This window comes from Enterococcus sp. DIV1307a, assembly GCF_050537425.1.
Classification (GTDB): Bacteria; Bacillota; Bacilli; order Lactobacillales; family Enterococcaceae; genus Enterococcus; species Enterococcus faecalis.
This window is the reverse complement of the sequence record NZ_CP172914.1, coordinates 102,892-123,837: the sequence shown is the minus strand read 5'-3', so window position 1 is coordinate 123,837 and position 20,946 is coordinate 102,892. Positions and strand designations below refer to the sequence as shown.

Annotated in this window: 19 protein-coding genes; 6 read left to right on the top strand and 13 right to left on the bottom strand. The window is 39.2% G+C overall.

Features of this window, described 5'->3' with window-relative positions:
• Window positions 1–56 precede the first annotated feature (56 nt).
• Together IGL90_RS00535 and IGL90_RS00530 are read left to right on the top strand one after the other, a co-directional pair.
• Window positions 57–1,469, top strand: a complete 1,413-nt coding sequence (locus IGL90_RS00535) for a PLP-dependent aminotransferase family protein (protein ID WP_048738099.1) — start codon at window positions 57–59, stop codon at window positions 1,467–1,469.
• Complete coding sequence (locus IGL90_RS00530) at window positions 1,466–1,909, top strand: MepB family protein (protein ID WP_010707963.1); 444 nt, start codon at window positions 1,466–1,468, stop codon at window positions 1,907–1,909. The genes IGL90_RS00535 and IGL90_RS00530 overlap by 4 nt, the downstream gene beginning before the upstream one ends.
• Before the next feature lie 49 nt (window positions 1,910–1,958).
• Here IGL90_RS00530 and IGL90_RS00525 read toward each other — a convergent pair whose 3' ends face one another.
• From IGL90_RS00525 to IGL90_RS00515, 3 genes are all read right to left on the bottom strand, one after another.
• Complete coding sequence (locus IGL90_RS00525) at window positions 1,959–3,227, bottom strand: RidA family protein (RefSeq protein WP_048738097.1); 1,269 nt, start codon at window positions 3,225–3,227, stop codon at window positions 1,959–1,961.
• A gap of 284 nt (window positions 3,228–3,511) precedes the next feature.
• On the bottom strand, window positions 3,512–6,019 hold the full coding sequence (locus tag IGL90_RS00520) for an EndoS/ChiA family endoglycosidase (RefSeq protein WP_002381355.1): 2,508 nt from the start codon (window positions 6,017–6,019) through the stop codon (window positions 3,512–3,514).
• Window positions 6,020–6,229: 210 nt separating this feature from the next.
• Window positions 6,230–7,246, bottom strand: coding sequence for an NADP-dependent oxidoreductase (locus IGL90_RS00515; RefSeq protein WP_048738095.1), 1,017 nt, complete (start codon window positions 7,244–7,246; stop codon window positions 6,230–6,232).
• A gap of 179 nt (window positions 7,247–7,425) precedes the next feature.
• Here IGL90_RS00515 and IGL90_RS00510 point away from each other — a divergent pair, with 179 nt between their 5' ends.
• The gene (locus tag IGL90_RS00510) at window positions 7,426–7,761 is read left to right on the top strand and encodes an ArsR/SmtB family transcription factor (RefSeq protein WP_002356136.1); all 336 of its coding nucleotides are present in this window, start codon (window positions 7,426–7,428) and stop codon (window positions 7,759–7,761) included.
• Window positions 7,758–8,438: a type 1 glutamine amidotransferase domain-containing protein gene (locus tag IGL90_RS00505; RefSeq protein ID WP_002359260.1), complete on the top strand. Its 681-nt coding sequence runs from the start codon at window positions 7,758–7,760 to the stop codon at window positions 8,436–8,438. Before IGL90_RS00510 ends, IGL90_RS00505 begins: the two co-directional genes overlap by 4 nt.
• A 90-nt stretch (window positions 8,439–8,528) precedes the next feature.
• Here IGL90_RS00505 and IGL90_RS00500 read toward each other — a convergent pair whose 3' ends face one another.
• From IGL90_RS00500 to IGL90_RS00475, 6 genes are all read right to left on the bottom strand, one after another.
• Window positions 8,529–9,980: a YfcC family protein gene (locus tag IGL90_RS00500; protein ID WP_002356134.1), complete on the bottom strand. Its 1,452-nt coding sequence runs from the start codon at window positions 9,978–9,980 to the stop codon at window positions 8,529–8,531.
• Window positions 9,981–10,027: 47 nt separating this feature from the next.
• Window positions 10,028–10,720, bottom strand: coding sequence for a Crp/Fnr family transcriptional regulator (locus IGL90_RS00495; RefSeq protein ID WP_002356133.1), 693 nt, complete (start codon window positions 10,718–10,720; stop codon window positions 10,028–10,030).
• 24 nt (window positions 10,721–10,744) lie between these two features.
• Window positions 10,745–11,677, bottom strand: a complete 933-nt coding sequence (gene arcC, locus IGL90_RS00490; protein ID WP_002356132.1) for a carbamate kinase — start codon at window positions 11,675–11,677, stop codon at window positions 10,745–10,747.
• Window positions 11,678–11,782: 105 nt separating this feature from the next.
• A complete protein-coding gene (gene argF, locus IGL90_RS00485; RefSeq protein WP_161299076.1) occupies window positions 11,783–12,805 on the bottom strand; it encodes an ornithine carbamoyltransferase in 1,023 nt (340 codons plus the stop codon).
• Between the two features lie 26 nt (window positions 12,806–12,831).
• Window positions 12,832–14,058 carry an arginine deiminase gene (gene arcA, locus IGL90_RS00480; protein WP_002356129.1) on the bottom strand — a complete coding sequence of 409 codons (1,227 nt, stop codon included), beginning with the start codon at window positions 14,056–14,058 and terminating at the stop codon, window positions 12,832–12,834.
• A 296-nt stretch (window positions 14,059–14,354) separates the two neighbouring features.
• Window positions 14,355–14,867: an arginine repressor gene (locus IGL90_RS00475; protein WP_002397689.1), complete on the bottom strand. Its 513-nt coding sequence runs from the start codon at window positions 14,865–14,867 to the stop codon at window positions 14,355–14,357.
• Window positions 14,868–15,085: 218 nt separating this feature from the next.
• Here IGL90_RS00475 and IGL90_RS00470 point away from each other — a divergent pair, with 218 nt between their 5' ends.
• Window positions 15,086–15,565, top strand: coding sequence for an arginine repressor (locus IGL90_RS00470; protein ID WP_002356125.1), 480 nt, complete (start codon window positions 15,086–15,088; stop codon window positions 15,563–15,565).
• A 130-nt stretch (window positions 15,566–15,695) separates the two neighbouring features.
• Window positions 15,696–16,646, top strand: a complete 951-nt coding sequence (locus tag IGL90_RS00465) for an alpha/beta hydrolase (RefSeq protein ID WP_016615807.1) — start codon at window positions 15,696–15,698, stop codon at window positions 16,644–16,646.
• A gap of 36 nt (window positions 16,647–16,682) precedes the next feature.
• On the opposite strand, the gene serS is transcribed toward IGL90_RS00465, so the two are convergent.
• From serS to IGL90_RS00445, 4 genes are read right to left on the bottom strand one after another with little or no spacing between them, the layout of a single operon-like run.
• The gene (serS, locus tag IGL90_RS00460; RefSeq protein ID WP_002361511.1) at window positions 16,683–17,954 is read right to left on the bottom strand and encodes a serine--tRNA ligase; all 1,272 of its coding nucleotides are present in this window, start codon (window positions 17,952–17,954) and stop codon (window positions 16,683–16,685) included.
• Between the two features lie 26 nt (window positions 17,955–17,980).
• The gene (gene sdaAA, locus IGL90_RS00455; protein WP_048738093.1) at window positions 17,981–18,874 is read right to left on the bottom strand and encodes an L-serine ammonia-lyase, iron-sulfur-dependent, subunit alpha; all 894 of its coding nucleotides are present in this window, start codon (window positions 18,872–18,874) and stop codon (window positions 17,981–17,983) included.
• A gap of 14 nt (window positions 18,875–18,888) precedes the next feature.
• Complete coding sequence (sdaAB, locus tag IGL90_RS00450; protein ID WP_002387470.1) at window positions 18,889–19,584, bottom strand: L-serine ammonia-lyase, iron-sulfur-dependent subunit beta; 696 nt, start codon at window positions 19,582–19,584, stop codon at window positions 18,889–18,891.
• Complete coding sequence (locus IGL90_RS00445) at window positions 19,571–20,677, bottom strand: PTS sugar transporter subunit IIC (RefSeq protein ID WP_002383466.1); 1,107 nt, start codon at window positions 20,675–20,677, stop codon at window positions 19,571–19,573. Before IGL90_RS00445 ends, sdaAB begins: the two co-directional genes overlap by 14 nt.
• Window positions 20,678–20,946 lie beyond the last annotated feature (269 nt).

Sequence of the window (20,946 nt, the reverse complement as noted above, 5' to 3'; positions counted from 1 at the left end):
TACACTCAATGTTATAATTGTATGGAATACAATTTTATAGAAAGGAAGTTCCCCTCATGCCGATTAATTCCTATGAGAACTATGCGTTGTCATGGTGCCCTGTTAAAGAACGTTTAACAAGACCTTATTACCAATCATTGGTTCAACAATTAGAAGCGGATATCTTATCTGGTGCACTTCAAAAAAATGTGAAATTGCCTTCGCAAAGAGAATTAGCTGATTACTTGGATCTGAATTTCACGACGATTGGTCAAGCCTATAAACACGCTATGGAAAAAGGCTTACTTTATACCAACATCGGTAGCGGCACTTTCGTTTCTCCCAACGCGTTTCACTCAATTACAATCTCTACCAACCAAGTAGCGGACCATCTAATTGATTTAGGGCTGGTTAGTTCCTTTGATATGTGTAATCAGCGGATTTTACCTTTTATTGAATCCGTTAGTAAAAATGCGGCCCTTAACAGTTTGCTAAATTATCGCGATCCTTTAGGTACGCACTTTCAACGAGCAACCGCTGCCGAATGGCTTCAGACACAAGGCGTTCGGACCAATGCCGAAGAAGTTGCCATTGTATCTGGTGTCCAGAATGGGCTGGCCGTGACGTTAGCCGCCGCTTTTTCTCCAGGTCAGCGGATTGCCGTAGATCGATACACGTATTCAAATTTTATTGAACTCGCCCAGCTTTATCATTTAGAAATCGTCCCGATTGGCTATGATTCCGAGGGGATGGACCCAGAGCATTTACTGCAAGAATGCAAAAAGAAAAAAATACATGGTATTTTCTTAATGCCCGCATGTAATAACCCGATTGGTTTCCAAATGTCTAGCGCCCGCCGAATGACTTTAGCTGAAATCATTCAGCAAGAACACTTATGGGTAATTGAAGATGACATTCATTCTTTTTTAACAACTTATGCACAGCAAGCAGTTTTACCAACGTTTCAAGAACTCTTACCTCAACAAACGATTTACTTAGCGGGGATGACAAAATTTGTCTGCACAGGCTTACGCATTGCGTACCTTGTTTTCCCTCCGCTTCTTCGCCAAGAAATAGAGCGTGCGATTTTTAACATTAACGTTAAAACTTCTGGCTTTGATGCTGAAATTGTCACCCAAGTCTTACGCTCACCAGTTGCAGAAGAATTAGTGATAGAAAAATTGGCTTTAACAAAACAAGCCAATGACTTATTTGATACCATTTTTGGGTTAGCTAGACCTAGCAATCCTTTGCCGTACTACCGAACTATTCCCCTTTCTACCGAAAAAACGGCGCCGCAAATTGAACAAGAATTTCTCCAAAATGGGGTACGTCTTTTTCACTCGAGCCGCTTTACTGTGCAAAATCAGCCAGATACTTTTTTACGAATTTCCTTGGCCTCCAATCAGCTTGAGGTATTGGCGAAAGGATTAACCATTATCCAAGAACTCTTACCGACATTAAACGAAAAGAAAGGACATTCCCTATGAATTCATTGCCAATACTTGAAAAAGCAGTGGGCGCGATCACCCTGCTTTCCGAAGAAAAACAAAATGCCGAATATGAAGGCTTTTTATGTCAAGTTAATGAATCGCAACAACTTATCCGCAGTCGCTTAGCCAAAAAAACGCCGAAAAAAGAAGGCTATTTTGTAGCCTTCTGGGAAAAAAATCAACAAAATCAGAACGAAGCCTTTGATGCAACGGAAGCCCCTGAAATGTTAGCAATTGTCATTGACGATCAAGAAAAGCAAGGTCTCTTTCTTCTGCCGAAAGAATGTTTAATCCAACAAAAAATTCTCAAAACGCACCAACAAAAAGGCAAAATGGCGGCCCGTTTTTATCCTTCTTGGTGCCAAAACCTTAATCAAACCGCGAAAAAAACACAAAAATGGCAACTAACTTACTTTACTGATTTATCTAAATACTAAAAACGTCAGTTGGCTTCAGAAGCCAGCTGACGTTTGTTTATTTTACTGTTTAGCCAATTGGTGGCGTACCTTCTGCGTTCCCAGCAATCGCTTCGATTTGAATCTGGGCACCTTTTGGTAAATCCGTCACACCAATCACTCTTCTGGCAGGCGTGCCTTCAGGGAAGTACGTTTGGTAGACGTCATCTACTACCGCCAGCTCTTCAATCTCTTTCACAAAAATATTCACTTTCACCAGATCAGCTAAGCTGTGATCCACACTTTCAATAATCGCTTTGATGTTTTCTAAACATTGCGTCGTTTGTTCCTTGATTCCGCCAGCGACTAACGCATTTGTTTTAGGGTCCAATGGTAGCTGAGCTGATAGATGGTTGTAATGAGAAAAAGCAACAGTTTGTGTCGAAAATGGACACTTCGGTGCGTGATCTGTATTATTTGCTTCAATAATTAATCCATGTCGATCTTCAATCGCTTGTGGTGGCGTACCATCCCCATGAGAAACCACCGCTTCTACTTGAACCGCCGCGCCCATTGGTAAATCAGCAACAGCAATCACTGTTCGTGCTGGCATGTAATTGACCGTACGCGCAATTCCTGAATCTGGGAAAAAAGCGGCATATACTTGATTGACAGCTTCCAGCTTAGATAAATCTTTTAAATAAATGTTGACCTTCACAATATCATCAAAAGGCACATCAATACTGGTTAAAATGGCTTTTATGTTTTTCAAACATTGTTTTGTTTGCGTTTTAACACAGCCAGCCACAACTCTGCCCGTTTGAGGATCTATAGGCAATTGTGCAGACAGATTGTTATAATGAGAAAACGCGACCGTTTGACTGGCTAGAGCATCAATTGGTGCCTGAACAGTCTGATTTGTTAATTTAATTAAATCCCCAGCTTGAGGTGCATTAGGGATAGTTCCTTCCCCATTTGAAACAAGTGCCTCCATTTGAACAGAAGCGCCTAACGGCAAATCTGCGACGGCGACCACTGTTTTAGCAGGATAATAATAGGTAAACAAGGCCGCATAGACCTCCTCAACTGCGGCAGCATCCCGCATATCTTTGACAAAAATGGTCATTCTGACAATGTCACTCATCACATGGTTGATACTTTCAACAACCGCTTGGATATTTTTCAAACATTGTGTCGCTTGGGCCCGAATGCCACCTTCTACCAATTGTCCAGAGGTTGGCTCAATAGGTAACTGTGCCGACAAATGATTATAGTGGGAAAATGCGACTGTTTGGGCTGCGAGAGGATGCTTTGGTGCACGCTCTGTATTTCTTGCTAAGACGATATTTTCATTACTCATAACTCTACTCCCTTTTTTAGCATTTCAACAAAAATGATTCCGCTTACATTTCCAAGCATTAAACTTCCAACAAGATCCTTTTTATTTTCCTGCTTTTCTATTAATGGTGATAGCTTTCCACCACCACTTCTTTCAGTCTACAATAAGAACAGGAACATTTCAATAAGGCATTCCTAAATTGATTGTTGGCCCTCAAACAAATCTTCTTCCGTTAAAGAAGACTGGCACGAATCAAGCTTGATTCGTGCCAGTCTTTATAGATAACTCGTTAGCTTTAACTAGTTTTATTTAACCACCATATACTCACGATAATTTTCCGAGAACGTATCCATTAGCGTATAAATTCGTTCAAAATCATAGTCACGACGAGGGTCATCATACCAAACACATTGAATACTTCCAATAATTGGAAGATTTGGGCTACCTGCTGGCACATCTGTAAATGCTTTTTTCGACATATTTGCTAAAGCATCGTCATATTGATAAATGCCAGAATCAACATTGCCAGCGACCCAATACCACGCATCATTGGTATTAAAAATTTTGTGTCCTTTTTGAACAAAGTACTCAGGTTTGGCTACGTCATACCCACTCCAACCGGCTGTCCAATAAGAAATAATAATCTCTGGGTCAAATGTACCGAAAGAATCGTCGCTGTTGTAATAAATGCCATCATTAAAGCTCATTGGCTGCATGCCCGCATCTTTAATTATTTTAGCTAAATCATTCGCATAAGCGACAAAATCCTTGTAGCGCCCAGAAGATTGCAGTTTCGCCCAACCGCCTGTGTCGACATCATTTGCATACTCATCGCCACCAAAATTGAAAATTTCACTATGCGCGGAAAAATAAGCCACGTACTTACTGATAATCGCCTTTGTGAAATTCACTGCCTTTTGGTTCCCTAAATCTACTGTTCGTTTTGAGCCATCAAAAGCGGGATTTTTAATCGCTAGTTTTTCCATGGCCACTAACAACGCATCCATATGTCCTGGACTGTTAATCACGGGAATGATGTTGATGTTGCGCGCTTTCGCAAAAGCCAACAACCGATCCATTTCTTTTTGTGTTAACGCGTTGCCATTAGGATCATTGTAATATGCGTTGTTGCCTCGTTGGATTGCTTTTGAAACCCGGTTGTGGTTGTATTTTTTACCATTCACATTGACCGACATATCATCCAAAATAAACCGTAAGCCATCATTTCCTAAAATTAATTGGACATCTGTGTACCCATTTTGACTGGCTTTGGCCACTAATTCTTCCAGTTGTTCCACGGAAAAATATTTTCTTCCCGCATCAATGGAGAAGACACTTTTTAAAGGTTGTGTTTGTTTCTCTTTTAAATTATCCAAAGCTGTTTGGACCTCCGTTTGCCAAGTAGTCACTTGCGCGGCTGTATACGTTTTTCCCGCAAGTTCTGTTGCGACTGTCTCTTTTGTTGTTTGTAGTGCTTGAATCGTTTCTGGTGTATAACTTTCTGCCTTTTCAATGGCTGTAACTGCTTGATCCAACGCACGATATAAAGTGGTTAAGTCAATGGCTAACAGGCCTTTTTCTAATTCAGCATCATAGGTGTTTGAAAGCCCTTGGCCATAATCGCCACCTAAAATAGCTTTATTCACATCATAAAGCGTTGTTGCTTGTGTCACTGCTTCTGCGGCTTTATTTTGTGCTTCAAGGTCTGTGTTGGCGTAGCTAATTCGTTTTAAATAGTGTTGCGCAGCCGCTTTCATCTCTGCAAGAGAAACGCCTTTACTCTCTGCAATGGCCGTTTTTGTCCAAAGTAAATTAGAAGGTTTTATCTGATTTAAATCGTCTTCATTATAGGTGCGACCATCGCGATCTAAGGCATAGAGGAACATGCCCCCTAAATTATTTTCATAAGAATAACGAGCTACTTTATACATGTTACTTTCCATATACGGCTCTTTTGTGTCATACCAGCGGTTGCGATCTTGCTCTTCTGGGAAAGTTAATCCTGGAACAAATCGTTCCCCATTGAGAACCGGACTTAAATTATTTAATGCTCGTTGCGTGCGTTGGTCATCGCTACCATACTGTTGATACGCGAGAAAATCGAAACAGTCACTGACATCTTGTAAAGGTGGTAAATATTCTGCATTGGTATCATACAAAAATGGACGATCCGTTCCCGACTTCGGTCCAATGTATTTTGATAATGCACGAATGACACCATTAGATAGAACAATATCTTTTTCACTTGGACGAGTTTCCATGTCAATATCTAACCCATCAATTCCTAAATCATCGACAAATTTGGTTAACAACTCTTTCGCATAAGCATCAAATTCTGCTTCTGTAGGCGTTGTTCCTGCGTAAGGAACTTTTAATAGCTCGCTGTAATCAATCCCACGAACTAAACGAACACCTCGTGCATGCAGTGCTGGCGCATACTCATTTTTTAACGTATCATAAAATGGCTGTGCAAGTGCTTCTTGTCCTTTTGGCACATAACTAAAGACATTCACAATGTCAATACCATAAGGAATATCGTGCATCGTTAGCCAATTTTCATCTGGCAATGTTGTATTAACTCCTTGCATCGTTTTGTCACGCCAAGCCCGATAATAAACCATAAAATGTTTCTCTTGGGTCGGCTCATTGGCTTGGCTGATCATTGGTTGATGAAACAGACTAAATAAGATAAACGCCAAGCCAACCAATAACGAAAGACCCAGCCAACTGACAATTGTTTCTCTGTTTTCTCCTTTTCTTGTCGATAAATTGTTCCCCACTTTGAACACCATTCCTTTCTGCACTCCGTTCATTTTTGTGTATCCGCCTAAAAAGAAAGCGCATACACAACCATCAATAGAATAACAAAAAATAACGAATTTGCAAAATAGAAACTGGAAAAATGAGGATTTTCTATAAAAATCTTTTCCCGCCTAAAATCACTTTCGTTAGGCGGCGTTTAAATGGTAAACTTTGAGACTTGCAAGAAAAATGGGCCTATTTTTCTTGCAAGTTTCCTTTACTTAGTCGTGATTAACATCGGCGATTTTCACAACAATTTTCCCTTGCGCTCGTCCTGTCAGTGAATAGTCCACCGCTTCTTGAATTTGGCTAAAAGGTATGACTCGGTCAATTATCGGCTGTAATTTTCCCTGTTCAATGAACTCAGTGAGTAAAGCTAATTGCTCGCCATCGGGACGCATAAACAAAAAATGATAACTAACATCTGTGGCTTGCTCCAATCGATGAATCTTGCGGGTAGCTATTTTAAAGGCCCATTGTTTCCAAAGCGGCAAGCCATACTCTTTAGCAAAACGTTCGTTGGGAATGCCTGACAATGTAACAACTTTTCCCTGAGGTTTAACCACTGAAAAAGCTTTTTCTAAGATTGTCCCCCCCATTGTATCAAACACATAATCATAGTCGGATAAAACTTCTTCAAAATTTTGTGTCCGATAGTCAATCACTTCATCTGCTCCCAACGCTTGAACCCATTCTTTATTTTTACTACTCGTGGTGGTGGCAACGTAAGCGCCCGCTAGTTTTGCTAATTGAATCGCAATGGTTCCAATCCCTCCTGAACCTGCTTGAATCAGGACTTTCTGGCCTGGCTGCACATTCATAATATCATGTAGCGCTTGATAACTTGTCAAACCGACTAACGGAATGGCCGCAGCTTCTTCAAACGTTAAATTTTTCGGCTTCATAGCTACAGCCGCTTGATCCACTGCAATATATTCAGCAAAAGTTCCCACGCGATTTTTGGGTACTCGCCCGTAAACTGCATCGCCCAGCCTAAAATTTTGAACTTTTTTTCCAACAGAGACAACAATCCCAGCAAAATCACTGCCTAAAATCAGTGGCATTTGATAATTTAAAAGCATCTTTACTTTGCCATCTTTTGTTTTTAAATCAATCGGGTTGATACTGGCAGCGATAATTTTGACCAAAACATCGTTGTCATGAATGGTGGGTAAGGGCACCTCCTCGATTGCTAATTCTTTTTGTCCGTATTTATGAATTAAAGCGGCTTTCATCATTGAATCTTTCCTCTCTTTCTATCCTTTTTATCGGTTTAAAAGTTTAAACCTTTAATCAATTAGTATCTTAACGAAGAATGGGATCCACGTCAAGTTTCAGCCCTCAGCGTATTTCATTGACAAAAAACAAGAAAAATGGTTTAATCGTTTAAAAATACGAACCAAAGAGGCGAAAGAATATGAAAGAATTAGAAGAAATTCAAACAGAATTTACTGCGCTTAGTGATTTTTTAATCGCATTAGGTGATGAAAAACGCCAAGCAATTATTATTGCACTGTTAGAAGACCAGGCCTGTGTTGGCCGCCGTGTCACTGAGTTAACAGAGGCGACACAACTCTCACGCCCCGCTGTTTCTCACCACTTAAAAATTTTGAAACAAGCCAAATTAATTGATTGTCGCAGTGAAGGAACTAAAAATTATTATTCACTTTCTCACGATACCACCAAAATTGAGCAACTCCAACAACTATTGACCCACATTACGTCGATTATGCCAGGGAGGAAGCAAGCATGAAAAAAATTCTCGTGGTCCTCACAAACGTCTCCCGTTATCACGGCACCGAAGAACCAACGGGCCTCTGGCTAGGTGAAGCCACGGAGTTCGTGGAAGAAGTAACCAAAGCAGGATTTTCAGTTGACTATGTTAGTCCCCAAGGAGGCTATGTCCCTTTGGATCCCCGGAGTATGAAATATGTAGATTCATCCATTATGGCGGTTTATGAAAGTGCCGATTTTCAAGAACGAGCGCTAGCGCATTCCCTCTCTCTTGAAGAAATTGAGCCAGATGAATACGCAGCAATTTACTTTACAGGAGGCCATGGCGTTATGTGGGACTTTCCTGATAATCCTCAGTTGCAAGCAATCACTCGTAGCCTTTACGAACAGGGCAAATACCTAACTTCTGTTTGTCACGGAATTGCTGGTCTTTTAAATGTCAAAGATGCGTCAGGAAATTATTTGATTGCAGATAAAACCATTACTGGCTTCACAACTGCAGAAGAAATTTTAGCCATGAAAAAAGCAGTTGTTCCTTTCTTAAACGAAACAATTGCTAAAGAACATGGTGCTACTTTTGCGAAAAAGCGTCCCTATAAAGAATTTGCGTATCAAGATGGCCGTATAATCACTGGGCAAAATCCTTTTTCTGTCCGCGCTGTCGCAAGATTGTTAATTCAACAACTATCAAAATGAAACAACAGCGACTACTTTTAGGTAGTCGCTGTTGTTTCATTGCTTCTTCTTTTTTCCGAAAGCCGAAGCCCTAACATAAAAAATTTTTGATTAGCTAAAGAGTAACATCGCGCCAATTAAGATAATTAGGTTAATTAAGCCTAAGACAATCATTGGTTTGGCCATGAATTTTGTCCAAGTGGCATATTGAACTTTGGAAATTTCCAAACCACCCATTACGACACCAGATGTTGGCGTGATCAAATTAATCAAGCCACAACCTGAAGCAAAAATCATAACCATCACTTCTGGACTTAAACCAATGTTTTTAGCTAACGCACCCATTACAGGAATAGAAACGTACGCTAAACCAGAAGTTGAAGGAATTAGGAAAGATAAACCTAAGTATAAAACAAAGGCACCGATGACAAATAAGACTGGGGAGAGTCCTTGTAATAAGCCTGCCGCTTTATCAAGGATAAATGAATCTAAATACGTTTTAGACATCAAAACAGATGCCCCGCGAGCAACTACGATAATTAAAACAACGGATAACATATCTTTGGCACCGTCGATAAATGCTTCAATGGTTTCTTTTTCAGTAAAGCGACCAATCAAGGCAGCAATGATCCCTAAAAGGAAGAACCACATCGCTAAGTCGCCAAAGTACCAGTCACCGAAACTGTTGCCTGTTAAAACAGACGTCCAGCCTTTGAAAATCGTCACTCCAAAGTCGTTCCATGGAATTAAGGAAACAATCATAATGACAAAACAGAAAGCGAATACCATTAAGATTTTTTTATGACGATTCGTAAATGGCATTTCTTTCGACGCTGCTTGTCCATATGTTTTTTCCATATCCTCTTGTTCTTGTAAAGATAAAATTGTTGAACCTTTGTCCGCCTTCACTTTTTTCGCATAACGCATCACAATGAAAATAGAATAGCTAGTAGAGGCCGCCCACAAAATAGCACCGACAATTAAAATAATTCCTGTATTGGGCTGAATGCCAATACCTCGCAACGCATCCATCGCTACCCCTGTGGAGAAAGGGTTAACCGTCGAACCGATAACACCTGATCCTGCACCCAATAGCACAGTGCCTACTGCGACAAACGTATCAAAACCAGCGGCGACCATGGTGGCACTCAATAAACCATAAAAAGGAATTGTTTCTTCTGCCATTCCATAAGTCGAACCACCAATAGAAAATAAAATCATTAAAATCGGAATGATTTTCAATTCGTTCCCTTTTAACTTTTTAACGACTGATTGAATCCCTGCTTCAAGAGCCCCAGTTTGTGTCACAATATTTAAAAAGCCACCAAGTACTAAAATAAAAATATTAATTTCAATGGCATCTTTAAACCCATTGAATGGAGCCATGATAATATCCGATAATTTGGCCCCTACCACGTGGTCAACCATTTTGCCATCAATTTCTCTTGGGGTAAATGGCTGGCCATTTAGCAAGACCGTTACGATACCTAAAACAATTAAAATAATAAATAAAATACTAAAAGACGAAAGCTGTTTTTTGTTTTTCTTCTTTTTTTCTGCCATATCCTTTTATACAGGAACCTACTTTCCTGTATCTCCCTTCTCTATGATTAATTACTCAATCGATCAATAAAGAATGGCGTATCTAGAAAAGTTAAGAATTTATGACTGTAGCTAATACGGTTCATTTGGACTAATTTTTTCATAACACTGCTTGCTGTTTCCCGCGTAGTTCCACTCATCCGTGCAATGTCATTAATGGTAATTGGACAAGTAATTGCAACGCGTTCTCTGTTGTCAATTCGTTCTCCTAAATCATTTAATAACATCGCCAGTGATGTCACAATCCGTTCACATGCATCATTGGTTGTTCCTTTTTGGATTTTGATCATACTTTCTTTTAAAAGGACCGATTGTTCTTGAATCCAATGAATCAATTGCTGGGGATTATTTTGGAGAAAACGCTCAAACAGTTTAACTGGCACAAACACAACCTCAATATCCGTATAGGCAATCGCGGAGTCGTAATGAACCTCATCTTGAAACAGTCCGATTCTCGGAAAAAGAGCCTGCTTTTTCATAAAATGCAGATAGGAAAAATTACCACTGCGATCATTTTTTTCAATTTTAATGACACCTGAAACCAATAAAATTAAATGATTTCTCGGATCACCTGGATAAAAAAGGACTTGGCCTTTTTTATAGGAGCGAACGAAACTCTCGTTGCGCAATTCTGTTAGTTCTGATTCAGAAAAGTATTGAAAATCTTGATTATTTTTAGTGATTATTTTCTCTATCATCATCTTAATTCTCCTAAATACTATACTTTATTTTGTCACAACCGTTCCTACGATTTCATCGCCGCTCATACTTCCTAAGTTTTCCAAAGAAGTGATAATTGCTTGTTTATTGGGTTGGCTTTCTACAAACTGAATGGCGGCTTCAATTTTCGGTAACATACTACCTGGTGCAAAATGACCCGCTTGTTTGTATTCTTCCAACTCTGCTACAGTGACATTGGTTAATTGTTTTTCATCTGGTTTGCCATAATTAATACACACATAATCCACGCCAGTTAAAATAACTAGTGCATCCGCATCCACTAATTCTGCCAGTTTTTCAGAAGCAAAATCTTTATCGATTACTGCTTCGACACCTTTTAATTCTTGTCCTACGACAGGGATGCCGCCACCACCACATGAAATGGTAATTATATCATTTTTTATTAAGGTATTAATAGTCTCAGCCTCGTGGATATCAATTGGCTTAGGACTTGGAACGACTTTGCGCCAGCCACGTCCTGCATCTTCTTTAAAAATAGCACCTGCTTGCATTGCTTCTTTGGCTTCAGCTTCTGTTAAAAATGGACCGATCGGTTTTGTTGGATTTTTGAATGCCTCATCTGCTGGATCTACGACCACCTGTGTTAAAACAGTAGCCACTTGTTTCTTGATTCCTGCTTTGTTTAATTCTTGATTAAGCGCATTGGACAACCAGTAGCCGATACTTCCTTGTGTCATAGCAACACACGTATCTAGCGGCATCGCTGGATTTTTTTCAGAATCAGCTGCTTGTTGTTGCAATAATAGATTACCGACTTGTGGACCATTGCCATGTGAAACAATCAACCGATGCCCTTGTTTAATTAAATGAACTAAATAGGCAGATGTTTGAACTAATGCTTGCTGTTGTGCATGTGCGCTAGCATCATTTGAAAGGATGGCATTTCCGCCTAGTGCAACGACCATTTTTTTCCCCATTACAAATCCTTCTTTCCTATCATAATAAAGAATAGGCCGCCCTTCAAAAGAAACTCTTAAAGGGCGAAACAACTATTCTTTTTTCAATGTTTTTTCAGTTGCTTCCTACACACGAGGAATGAATAAGTTGCCTAAAGTAGCTGCCATGATCGCTTTAATAGAATGCATTCTGTTTTCTGCTTCTTCAAATTGACGACCATATTTACTGCGGAAGACTTCATCCGTAATTTCCATTTCAGTAATGCCAAATTTTTCAGCAACCATTTCACCGTATTGTGTTTTCGTATCATGAAAGGCTGGCAAACAGTGTAATACGATTAAATCGCCATCCATGTTTTCGGTTTTTTCTAACATAGCCATATTAATTTGATAAGGTTTCAACAGATTGACACGTTCTTCAAATTTATCTTCTTCACCCATGGACACCCAAACGTCTGTATATAACACGTTGGCTCCTTTAACACCTTTAGCAACGTCGTCTGTAATCATTAATTCTGCACCAGATTCTTTCGCAAATTCTTTTGCATAATTAACGACTTCATCAGAAGGGAACAATTCTTTTGGTGCACAAATGCGAACATTTACGCCTAAAATAGCACCTGTCACTAACAAGCTGTTTGCCATGTTGTTACGGCCATCGCCGACATATACTAAAGTGATTCCTTCTAAACGACCAAAGTTTTCTTTCACTGTCATAAAGTCCGCAATCATTTGTGTTGGGTGCCATTGATCCGTTAAACCATTCCAAACAGGAACACCAGAATATTTCGCTAAATCTTCCACTACTTCTTGACTAAACCCACGGAACTCAATCCCGTCAAACATACTACCTAAAACAATCGCTGTATCTTCAACAGATTCTTTTTTACCTAATTGAATATCGTTGGCGCCTAAATACTCAGGATGTGCCCCTAAATCAATCGCTGCTGTCGTGAATGCAGAGCGTGTCCGTGTCGAAGTTTTTTCAAATAAAAGAGCGATATTTTTTCCTTCTAAATAGTGATGTGGAATCCCTTTTTTCTTCAATTCTTTTAAGTGAATACTGAAGTCTACCAAATACTCTAATTCTGCTCTTGAAAAATCTTTTTCTGCTAATAAACTACGTCCTTGAAATACTGAATTCATGATGATTCCTCCTATTTTTGGGTGTTTTTTTAAAGATCTTCACGGTAAAGTGGCATACTCATACAACGAGGGCCACCACGGCCACGTACTAGTTCACTTCCTGGAATGTAATTCAATTTCACGCCTGCTTCTTCTAGCGCTTTATTCGTAATCGTATTCCGATCGTAAACAACAACTTCCCCAGGGGCAATTGCTAATGTATTTGAACCGTCGTTCCATTGTTCACGGGCTGCTGCTGTTAAATTTCCAGCACCGCAACGGATTAATTGAACATTGTCTAAATGCAAGTATTTGCATAAAATGTTATCTAATGTATCTTTTTCTTTTGTAATTTGGATGTCTCCATCTGCTTTTTCAGTGATTGAGTAAACAACCAAGCCGCCTTCGATTTCTGGATGAATCGTAAATTTATCATAGTCAATCATGGTAAAAACGGTATCTAAATGCATGAATTTACGATGTTCACCGATATCAAAAGCCAAGATATTTTTGAATCCTAATTTTTGTTCAAAAATATTTCTCGCAATTTTTTCAATTGACGCGGCGTCCGTTCTTTGAGAAATCCCAATGGCCACCACTTCTTTTGAAAGAATTAATTCATCGCCACCTTCAATTCTGGTTGATTCTGAACGATCATAGACTCTAGGAACCTCTTTTCCAGCAAAACGAGGATGATAATCAAAAATGTATTGCCCAAAAATGGTTTCCCGTTGTCGAGTTACTGAATACATATGATTTAAAGAAATCCCGTGGCCCATTGTCGCAAAGTTATCACGTGTGAAGTATAAGTTAGGCATTGGATCAATAATGAATGGATAATCCGCTTCAACCATATCTGTTAAAAATTCTTGCTCATATTTAGGTAATTCTTGTTTTTGAATGCCAGCAATCGCTTTTTGAATCAGTTCTTCGTTGTCGTCAATTTCTAACATTAACTCTCTAACTTTTTCTTTTGCTGATTCGCTGCGAATATTGGCTTCTTCTAAGAATTGGTCAATAAATTGTCGGCGGACCTCTTCATTAATCAACGCTTCAGCAGCTAAGTCCTCTAAATAGACCACTTCGATATCTTTTGATCGTAACAACTCTGCAAATGCATCATGTTCTGCTTGTGCTTTTTCTAAAAACGGAATATCATCAAACAACAGTCTCTCCAGATAATCTGGCATTAAATTTTCTAATTCCTTACCTGGACGATGTAACATCACTGTTTTCAATTTTCCGATTTCAGAAAATACATTAATTGGATGACTCATGTGAAATAACCTCCTCAACTTAATTACAAACACAGAATAACAGACCTGATTAACCTAGGACGTGAGCCATTTGCCAAACAAAATACCAAATATACAACGGTATTCTTTCTTATGCATATTTCTAGCCTAAAAGAATGCGCTTTCATAGATATTCTAAAAAAATAATGCATAATTAAATAAAAAAAAATGCATTTATTCAAAAAAAATTATTTCTCCATGCATTTCATAAAGTTATAATCTTATAGAGGTAAAAGGAAGGGAACCAGAAGTCAAAACGACTTCTAGCTCCCTTCCTTTTATGCGTTACTTTTTGACAAAGGTGTTGGCTGAATAAATTGTTGAAAATACTGCTCTAGTTCTTGTGCTTTTTCCTCGGATGATGAAACAATAATAACAGTGTCGAAGCCAGCGACAGAACATTTCTTTTCACACAAAGACACTTCATCAAGTACAGCTGAAAACAATGTTGCGTTGTCTGGTAATGTATGAACCACTAGTAAAAAGGCGACACGTTCAACTTTGGTCACTACCTCACGAATTGCTTGTATCAACTGTTCTTTTTTTCGTTCTTCTAAAGAAGTGAATTGTTCAAAAATCGTTAACCGCATCTCGCCAGAATCATCTAATGCTTTGACGACTTTTAATTCCCATAAATCCCGTGAAATCGTTGCTTGTGCGACATTTATCTCGCGCTTTTTTAATTCTCTTAACAACTCATTTTGACTATGAATTACAGTTGTTTGAATGATTTCTTTAATCAAACTTTGGCGTGTTTGCTTATTCACAAATAACACCCTTCCTCCAGACATTTACAAAGCAATACTAGCAGAATCTCTCTTATTAGAATAGAAAAAGGGTCGTTTAGCTAAAAGGTTCTCATTGATTTTGTCGGATATTTCGCATTTAAAAAAGTGAGACTTGCACAATTTAGTAAAACGTTGTACAGTGATTTTAGGGAATTACTGGCACCGTTTTAAATAACAGCAATGATGTTTTTTTGCATGATTAACTGAACTGGAGGAAAGTAATGAACCGATTAAAACGCCAAACGATGATTAAGCGATTGGTCACAGAAAATGAAATCCATACACAAAGTGAATTACTAGCATTATTGGAAAAAGAAAATATTCACACCACACAAGCAACTATTTCTCGTGACATTCGTGAGCTGAATTTAAACAAAGTAGACAATGGTCAAGGAGAAGCCTATTATCGTATCTTGAATAATTCTGCCCTTCGTCCAAAATATAAAACAGATGAAGAACGTCTTGTTGACATTATTATTGAAACTGGTGTTTCTTTAACACAAATAGAGTTCACAAATCTTTTAACCGTCTTACCTGGCAACGGGCAAGCCATTGGGGTTTTAATTGATCGCATACGTATCCACAACCCTCATATCTTGGGCTGCATCGCTGGGGATGATACCATCTTAATTCTTTCAAAAAATAAAGAAGATGCCCTTGAAGTTAACAACTATTTCCAGCAGTATTTGTACCACCCATAATTCATCACTTAGTAAAATCGACTATTTTTTGACATCATTGCTATTTTTATTAAAGATAAATAAAAAAAGGCGTCTCAGTGAAAGCTGAGGCGTTTTCTCATGAGTTTTTCTTTTGAACACCGTCTTTTTTTTGTATAATAATCAAAAAGCAAAGAAAGGGTTTCTTATGACTGAACAATTCATACTCACTTCAAACGATCAACAAACTCAGCTCAATGTACGTCATTGGCCCTGTCCTTCACCCAAAGCCGTAGTTCAATTGATTCACGGCATGGCAGAGCATATCCAACGTTATGATGAATTTGCTCGTTTTTTAAATCAATTAGGGTTTGCCGTAATTGGTCATGATCATCTAGGTCATGGCGAATCTGTACAACCAAGCGCACCGATCTATGGTTTTTTTGGAGAACAAGGGCCTGAAAATGTCGTTACAGATATTCATCAAGTGAAACAATGGGCTGTGAATCGCTATCCACAATTGCCCTATTTTATGATGGGTCACAGCATGGGATCTTTCGCCTTGCGCAACTATCTGCAAGACTATCCTGTAACTATGCAAGGAGTCATTTTCATGGGTACTGGAACAAGTCCGTTACCTTTAACCGCCGCATTGCCTTTTATTAAAAAAATGGCCGAGAAACAGCCGAAAAAACCAGCTCCGTTCATTGATAAGCTGGCATTTGGTTCTTTTAGCAAAAAATTTCCTGAAGCAAGTTCCTTTAATTGGCTTTCTAAAAATCAAGCCAATGTCGCTGACTATGAAAATGACCCATTAATGGGCTTCATATTTACCAATAATGGTTTTGCTACCCTTTTTTCACTTGTTAAACGAGCCAATCAAAGGAATTGGTACCAAGCGATCCCAAAAGAATTGCCTATTTTAATCATTAGTGGCGCTGAAGACCCAGTTGGTGATTTCAGCAAGGGGCCAGCGAAAATTCAAAAGCAATTAAAGCATGCAGGTTTTCAGCACGTGACGTTACGACTATTTCCCACATTGCGTCATGAAATTTTATTAGAAACGGAAAAAGCTACAGTTTTTCAAGAAATTGGGCATTGGTTAACGGATTTAACGAATTAAAAAAGAAGGTTGATGTTGTGACATCAACCTTCTTTTTTAATCTATTTTCGTTAAACCACCCATATAAGGACGTAGAACTTCTGGAATCGTTACGGTACCATCTTCATTTTGATAATTTTCCAAAATGGCAGCCACTGTTCGACCAACAGCAAGTCCTGATCCATTAAGAGTATGGGCATATTGAACATGACCCGTTTTATCACGATAACGAATCAACGCCCGACGTGCTTGGAAGTCTTCACAGTTTGAACAAGAACTAATTTCTCGATACGTTTTCTGTGCCGGAATCCAAACTTCTAAATCATAGGTTTTCGCTGCCGAGAAGCCCATGTCACCTGTCGAAAGAGTAATCACTCGATAAGGGAGGCCCAATTTTTCTAAAATGTCTCCAGCATTGTTGGTCATTTTTTCTAATTCTTCATAGGAGTGTTCTGCATCACTAAATTTAACCATTTCTACTTTATGGAACTGGTGTAAACGAATTAATCCTCGGGTATCACGGCCTGCGCTACCCGCTTCCGAACGAAAAGAAGGACTTAAAGCAGTGAAATAAATCGGTAACTCTTGCGCCTCTAAAATTTCATTATTATAGTAGTTAGTTAACGGGACTTCCGCTGTGGGGATCAGCGTCAAATCACTTTCTGCAACTTGGAAGACATCTTCTTTGAACTTAGGAAACTGACCGGTGCCAAACATTGCTTTGCTATTGACCAAATAAGGAGGAATCACCTCGGTATAACCATGTTCATTAACATGTTGATCTAACATAAAATTATAGACCGCTCGTTCTAAACGAGCCCCTAAGCCTTTGTAATAAAGAAAACGGCTACCAGATACTTTCGCGCCTCTTTCAAAATCTAAAATTCCTAAGGCTTCACCGATTTCCCAATGTGGTTTCGGTTCAAATGAAAAAGTTTTCGGCGTACTCCACCGCCGAACTTCTACGTTGGCGGCTTCGTCTGCGCCAACAGGCACGCTCTCATGAGGTAAGTTAGGCAGACGTTCTGCAATTGCTGTGCATTGTTCTTGCAAATGAACAACTTCTTGGTCTAAAACTTTAATTTGCTCGCTAACTTCTTGCATATTTAGCAACTGTTGTGAAGCATCTTTTTGTGCACGCTTTAATTGTGCAATTTCTCCTGATACCTGATTACGGTGTTTTTTCAGTTCTTCAACTTTAACAAGTAACGCTCTCCGTTCTTCATCTAAAGCCAAAAAGCGTAATAAAACTTCCTCGTCCACACCACGTGTTTTTAACTTTTTCTGTACCACTTCTACATTTTGGCGAATTTTTTTCATATCCAGCATCTTATTTCCCTCTTCATGATTAAATTTTAAACAATGGTGAATTTTACTTTTTCAAAAATTTCATTCTTCATTCGTTGGCCAGTCGCTGTGCCAGCTAAGCCACCTAAACCCGTTTCTCTCAATTCTCGTGGTAATTGACGGCCGACTTTATTCATGGCTTCCACCACTTCATCTGCTGGTATTTTATTTACAATTCCAGCTAAAGCCATATCTGCAGCGATTAACGCATTGCCTGCACCTACTGTATTTCGTTTGACACAAGGAATTTCGACTAACCCAGCCACTGGGTCACAAACTAAACCTAATAAATTCCCTAAAGCCATAGCAAAAGCTTCAGAAGATTGGCGTGGTGTTCCGCCAGCCGCTTCAACAGCTGCAGCGGCGGCCATCGCTGAAGCACTGCCTACTTCGGCTTGACATCCACCAACAGCACCAGCAATCATCGCATTGTTGGCTGTGACCATTCCAAATAAAGAACTGGTAAACAAGAAACGAATTTGTTGCTCACGCGTTAAATTCAAGGTATTTTTAATCGCTGTTAAAACCCCTGGTAAGGTGCCACTTGCACCAGCAGTTGGCGTTGCGCAAACAACGCCCATTGCTGCATTGACTTCATTCGTACCTAGTGCGGCTTGAACTGCAGACATCATTAAATCACCTGATAACGTTTTGCCAGCTGCGCGGTATTTTTTTAAACGAGCCGCATCACCGCCCGTTAACCCAGTAGGAGAAAAAACGCCTGCTCCTTCTTGCGAGCGTTTGACAGCAGCATCCATGACATCCAAATTTTGACCCATCTGTGTCCAAATTTCTTCATAGCTTTTTTGGCTACGCTCCATTTCTTGCTCAATCATCAAATCAGAGATTTTTTTTCCTGTTTTTTCAGCTTTATCGATAAATTCTTCAATCGAAAGGTACATATGTCAAACTCCTATCATAATAAGATTATTTTCGATGTGTCATCTAGTGAAAACAGTTGTTCTTTCACCGAGGAAATTGGTGCCGAATCTAAGTCAAAGATGAATAAAATTTGATTCCCTTCCACATAACGAGACACCGCATTCACTTGAATATTATTTTTTTGTAACGTATCTTTAAAAGCTTGCATCGCCTGCTCTTCTTGATTAATGACTAACAAAATAGGTAAAGGACCATGTAGTTGGACATTGAAACCGTCTAATTCAATGTATTTCACCTCGATAGTGCCGCCACCTACAGAAATTCCTGTTAAATGAATTTCGTGCGTTGCATCACTGAGTGTCACACATGCTGTATTAGCATGCTTCACTGGACTTTCTTCACTCATTTCTAAAAATTGAATCTCAATTCCTTGTTCTTCCGCAAGTTCAATGGATTGTGTTACGTTGGCATCATCTGCTGCTAATCCAAGAATTCCACCAATAATTGCAAAATCAGTTCCATGTCCTTTATGCGTGTCTGCAAAAGATTCATAGTATTTAATCACAATTTTTTCTGGCGTTCCGCCGAATAACTTTCTTGCCGCTAAGCCAATTGCTAAGGCCCCAGCTGTATGCGAACTAGAAGGACCAATCATAATAGGACCGATAATGTCAAAACAACTTTTGTAGTTCATTACTTTGTTCACTTTTTTAGGTTTATTGATGGCCATAGCTGTGTTCATACGTAACTCCTCCTTTGGTTTTTACTGCTTCTTTTTCTTTTTCACTGGTTACTTCCGTCGTTCCTTCAAATTCTGGTGTATTATCCACCGCTTCAATTCTGTAACGTTTAAAGACCAGCGCACCTAAAAATCCAAACATCAGACTGACCACTGTGATAATCGCTACTGCTAGTAAAGTCGTTTGAATGGCATTGTTACCTAATGTCACAAGTAAACCAGCCCACGGTGTTGCCATTCCTGTCACAGGTACTTTTAAGCCAAAGAAAGTCACTACAATACCACTAACCATTCCTGAAAATAAATTCGTTGCGTAAATAGGAATTGGATTGGAGCTGATGATATCGACTTGTGTTAATGGCTCAATTGCCACAGCTAACGGGGTTGAAGCTGTGCCTAGTTTTAACTTTTTAAATAGCGCCGCATTGACAATGGAACTGCCGTAACAAGTCAACGCACCGACAGCCATTGGTACACCAGTCAAACCAATCAAGGCAGTTAAAACCATTGAACTTAACGGTGTCATACCAACAATCGGGATAATAGCACCTAAAATTGCGCCCATCACATATGGATTGCCATCTACTGCACTTAAAATCGTGCCCCCAATAACTTCTAGGACACCTAATACAACGGGTTGAATAAAACCAGCAACTAACGAGGCAGCGACTGGAATGACTAAAATAACGACTAATAAGTCAATCCCTTCTGGAATACGTTTTTGCATCTGCTCAACAACAAAAGATAAAAGATACGCGGTAATAAAAGCTGGTAACAAGCTGACTTTAATCAATGACAGACCTAAAATAATTGAAAAAACTGGACTAATACCGAAAGCCAGCGGCACAAGAGCTCCAGCTGCTAAACCACCTAGACTACCCATAGTTTCACCAATTTGCGACACATAATCTAAATGAAAAACGCCGCCTACTGCATACCGCAAAAACGCCTCTGGTAGAAAGGTGGCACAAGCTGCACCAGACAAAGCACTTAAAGATTTTTTCCCTCGCGGTGCTTTAAAAGAGAATAGGGACATGCCACATAAAACTAAGACTAACATCAAGATTCCTGATAACGTTTTCATTTCTTTGCCTCCAACTATATTTTTTTATAACGGATGGTACTCCTGAATAAAATTTTTATTGCTCAACAAGTGAAAGAATGAGCGAGCATTCCGATGAACTAAAGTACAATGAGTAACAAAAATTTCATTCCACATTCAGAGTATACGACTAAACAAAAGTTTAGTCAATGTATTTTTTTAACGTAAAGAATCTTATTGCTTTTCCATTAAAAAAGTATTACACTAAAATTAATTTCAGTGTAGGGGAGGATATCACTTGGAGTCATATT

Bases quoted from the DNA above. Each gene is read 5' to 3' on its own strand.
- IGL90_RS00535 (WP_048738099.1), top strand. From the start codon at position 57: ATGCCGATTAATTCCTATGAGAACTATGCGTTGTCATGGTGCCCTGTT.
- IGL90_RS00530 (WP_010707963.1), top strand. From the start codon at position 1,466: ATGAATTCATTGCCAATACTTGAAAAAGCAGTGGGCGCGATCACCCTG.
- IGL90_RS00525 (WP_048738097.1), bottom strand. From the start codon at position 3,227: ATGAGTAATGAAAATATCGTCTTAGCAAGAAATACAGAGCGTGCACCA.
- IGL90_RS00520 (WP_002381355.1), bottom strand. From the start codon at position 6,019: ATGAACGGAGTGCAGAAAGGAATGGTGTTCAAAGTGGGGAACAATTTA.
- IGL90_RS00515 (WP_048738095.1), bottom strand. From the start codon at position 7,246: ATGATGAAAGCCGCTTTAATTCATAAATACGGACAAAAAGAATTAGCA.
- IGL90_RS00510 (WP_002356136.1), top strand. From the start codon at position 7,426: ATGAAAGAATTAGAAGAAATTCAAACAGAATTTACTGCGCTTAGTGAT.
- IGL90_RS00505 (WP_002359260.1), top strand. From the start codon at position 7,758: ATGAAAAAAATTCTCGTGGTCCTCACAAACGTCTCCCGTTATCACGGC.
- IGL90_RS00500 (WP_002356134.1), bottom strand. From the start codon at position 9,980: ATGGCAGAAAAAAAGAAGAAAAACAAAAAACAGCTTTCGTCTTTTAGT.
- IGL90_RS00495 (WP_002356133.1), bottom strand. From the start codon at position 10,720: ATGATGATAGAGAAAATAATCACTAAAAATAATCAAGATTTTCAATAC.
- arcC (WP_002356132.1), bottom strand. From the start codon at position 11,677: ATGGGGAAAAAAATGGTCGTTGCACTAGGCGGAAATGCCATCCTTTCA.
- arcA (WP_002356129.1), bottom strand. From the start codon at position 14,058: ATGAGTCATCCAATTAATGTATTTTCTGAAATCGGAAAATTGAAAACA.
- IGL90_RS00475 (WP_002397689.1), bottom strand. From the start codon at position 14,867: ATGTCTGGAGGAAGGGTGTTATTTGTGAATAAGCAAACACGCCAAAGT.
- IGL90_RS00470 (WP_002356125.1), top strand. From the start codon at position 15,086: ATGAACCGATTAAAACGCCAAACGATGATTAAGCGATTGGTCACAGAA.
- serS (WP_002361511.1), bottom strand. From the start codon at position 17,954: ATGCTGGATATGAAAAAAATTCGCCAAAATGTAGAAGTGGTACAGAAA.
- sdaAA (WP_048738093.1), bottom strand. From the start codon at position 18,874: ATGTACCTTTCGATTGAAGAATTTATCGATAAAGCTGAAAAAACAGGA.
- sdaAB (WP_002387470.1), bottom strand. From the start codon at position 19,584: ATGGCCATCAATAAACCTAAAAAAGTGAACAAAGTAATGAACTACAAA.
- IGL90_RS00445 (WP_002383466.1), bottom strand. From the start codon at position 20,677: ATGAAAACGTTATCAGGAATCTTGATGTTAGTCTTAGTTTTATGTGGC.